This window comes from Helicobacter apodemus, assembly GCF_000765745.2.
Classification (GTDB): domain Bacteria; phylum Campylobacterota; class Campylobacteria; order Campylobacterales; family Helicobacteraceae; genus Helicobacter_D; species Helicobacter_D apodemus.
This window is the reverse complement of the sequence record NZ_JRPC02000060.1, coordinates 1-2462: the sequence shown is the minus strand read 5'-3', so window position 1 is coordinate 2462 and position 2462 is coordinate 1. Positions and strand designations below refer to the sequence as shown.

Genomic DNA, 2462 nt, shown 5'->3' with positions numbered 1-2462 from the left:
ATCATTTTTTAAAGACAAAGTTTGAAAATACAAAGATGGTGTTTTAAAAAATGGAAGTGAAATTATACAATAGGAAGCTTAATAGAAGATGAAAGGGAAACATAGCGAATAAGTGAGAAAGCTATAAAAAACATTATAATTGCTATAAGAATATCTATTATTCTAGCCATTTTAATAAGAATCTGACTTAACTTCAAAGCACCATACCCCAAACCAAAAAACCATAAGAAAGATGCAACTAATGCTCCAGAGGCAAAAATAATTTTTTCATCAAAGCTAAACATTAATGCTGAAGCCCCTACTACAAAAACGGTGTCCAGATATACATGGGGATTTAAAAGTGTAACGGCTAAAGTTAATAAAATTGTTTTTTTAAGAGACAAGGATTTAGATTGTGAAAATTTAGGGTGAGATTCCGCAAAAAATGCAGACTTTAAAGAAGCAAATCCATAATATAGCACAAATAAAATCCCAACTGATGCAATGAGTAAATTTAAGATTCTATTTTTGGCTAAAAATTCTCCTACTCCAAAAACCCCAAGCCCCATTAAAACAACATCACAGATAAAACAAATGCCACTAACGACAAAAATATGGTTCTTCATTATGCCTTGTTTGATAATAAAAGCATTCTGTGCTCCAATGGCAACAATGAGCGATAAGGTTAAAAAGAATCCTTTTAAGAAAAACTCCATTATTTCATTCCCATTAATTTTATGGCTTTATTAAAGTCCCTCTTATGAATAAAAATATAATCCCTATTCAAAGCTGATATTACTAATACACTAATATTATTTTCTTTTAAAGGTTTTAAAACTTTATAAAGAATTCCACTTTCATTTAAATCATCTAAACCATCTAAATAAAACGCTTTAAAGATGGGGGAATACTCTCCTTTATAGGCAAAAGTAATAATACTAAAACCATCTATTTCTTGAATAAAACAAAAAATGCTTTTATCTATTGCTGGAGATTCTTTTGTTTTATAAATACAAAACTCCCCCTCTAAGATTTTTATTTTCATCAAATTATCTCTATATCAAAACCAATACTACTTCTAAAAGCGGGTAAATCACTATGGATTGGCTGAATGTCTGTAACTTTATGCCATAAAAAAGAATCTTTATCTGCTTGTAAAATACCTTGCCCCTCTTTGAGGGTTGTTTGGAAAATTTTAGTCTTTTTATCTTCTAAATATAGAATACTTTTTGCTCCACAAATGTTTTGACTCTCCACAACAAAAGCAGATACAATATAATCCATACCATCTTGATGGCTACCTTCTGGAGAATTTGTAGCACTTTCACCATTTATACATTCAATTAAGGTATGATGAATGATCAAATGTGCCTCACTAAAATCTAAAAATTTTTTAATTTCTAAAAATACAAATTTAATAATCTCAACAAGGTTGTCATCAAATAATTCATTAGGCAATTCTTTAAACTTTCTTGCATAGTGTCTGTAATCTGATTTTCTAGTGAATTTGCATTCACTTGGACAAAAAAAAAGGGGGGGGGGGGCTTGGAATCCTTAGAATATTAATATCTTTTTCCTTAATTTTGATTCTATATTCCGAAATTAAACGCTTTCTATTAGAAACAAAAGAATCTAAAGTTTTAGTGATCCCATTAGGCAAATCTAAAGAAGCAATATCTATTGTGTAATCTTTGGATTTTAATAAATTATTTTGGAATAAGAAGTCAATTTTTCTCTTATGCAACAAATAGTAATCAGGTTGGAATTCACCATAAAAAGAAGCAATTTTAGACTTCAAAGCAACAATATCTACCCCTATATCTTTATAATCAAATAAGAAAATGGGTATGGTAAATTTCATATTAATATTCCTTAAAGAGAGTTACACTCTTAACACATTTTACTTGAAATTTTTAAGATTTTAATGTAAATATTTAACCCAAAAAGAAAACTCATACAAAGAAAGAATCTTTTATTTTCTACTTTATCTCTAAGTCTTAATCTTACTTTTATACTACTTTATGCATAACATAAAAGAATATATTATTAAACACTTACATAAGAATCTTTAGATTTTCTATTATTTGATTACATTCACTTCATCAATGCTATATTTTGGTGGAGAATAGCGGGATCGAACCGCTGACCTCCTGCGTGCAAAGCAGGCGCTCTCCCAGCTGAGCTAATTCCCCAAGAGGACTATTAAATGAGAATCTAGTTTTTCTATTCTTTCTCTTAATAGTTTGATAATTTAAAATTGGTTATTTTTGATGAGAAAGTGCTGATTGTGAATTGTTTTTAAAAGGAGTTACCAAGTAGGTAATGACTAAAAAAACAATAAAGAATCAGTGCTTTATCGCAAAAAGAACAATTTTTGGTGGGCTTAGGAGGACTTGAACCTCCGACCTCACCCTTATCAGGGGTGCGCTCTAACCACCTGAGCTATAAGCCCCTACTTTTAAAGCCAAACAATCTCTGACAAC

General features: G+C 29.9%; 3 protein-coding genes, 2 tRNA genes and 1 pseudogene. All 6 read right to left on the bottom strand.

What is annotated here, in order from left to right:
- Positions 1–62: 62 nt before the first annotated feature.
- Positions 63–695: a LysE/ArgO family amino acid transporter gene (locus LS72_RS10325; RefSeq protein ID WP_052087403.1), complete on the bottom strand. Its 633-nt coding sequence runs from the start codon at positions 693–695 to the stop codon at positions 63–65.
- Complete coding sequence (locus tag LS72_RS10320; protein WP_034555488.1) at positions 695–1024, bottom strand: ACT domain-containing protein; 330 nt, start codon at positions 1022–1024, stop codon at positions 695–697. Before LS72_RS10320 ends, LS72_RS10325 begins: the two co-directional genes overlap by 1 nt.
- Positions 1024–1446, bottom strand: a pseudogene (locus tag LS72_RS10315) (2OG-Fe dioxygenase family protein); the annotation flags it as partial. The gene LS72_RS10320 and the pseudogene LS72_RS10315, both read right to left, overlap by 1 nt.
- 46 nt (positions 1447–1492) lie before the next feature.
- Entirely contained in the window at positions 1493–1840 is a 348-nt protein-coding gene (locus LS72_RS10310; RefSeq protein WP_138155341.1) for a hypothetical protein, read from the bottom strand.
- 255 nt (positions 1841–2095) lie between these two features.
- Positions 2096–2171: transfer RNA gene (locus LS72_RS10305), tRNA-Ala, on the bottom strand.
- Positions 2172–2354: 183 nt separating this feature from the next.
- Positions 2355–2431, bottom strand: a tRNA-Ile gene (locus LS72_RS10300).
- Positions 2432–2462 lie beyond the last annotated feature (31 nt).

What these genes read in the sequence shown, in the direction of transcription:
- LS72_RS10320 (WP_034555488.1), bottom strand. Translation starts at nt 1,024, where the DNA reads ATGAAAATAAAAATCTTAGAGGGGGAGTTTTGTATTTATAAAACAAAA.
- LS72_RS10310 (WP_138155341.1), bottom strand. Translation starts at nt 1,840, where the DNA reads ATGAAATTTACCATACCCATTTTCTTATTTGATTATAAAGATATAGGG.
- LS72_RS10325 (WP_052087403.1), bottom strand. Translation starts at nt 695, where the DNA reads ATGGAGTTTTTCTTAAAAGGATTCTTTTTAACCTTATCGCTCATTGTT.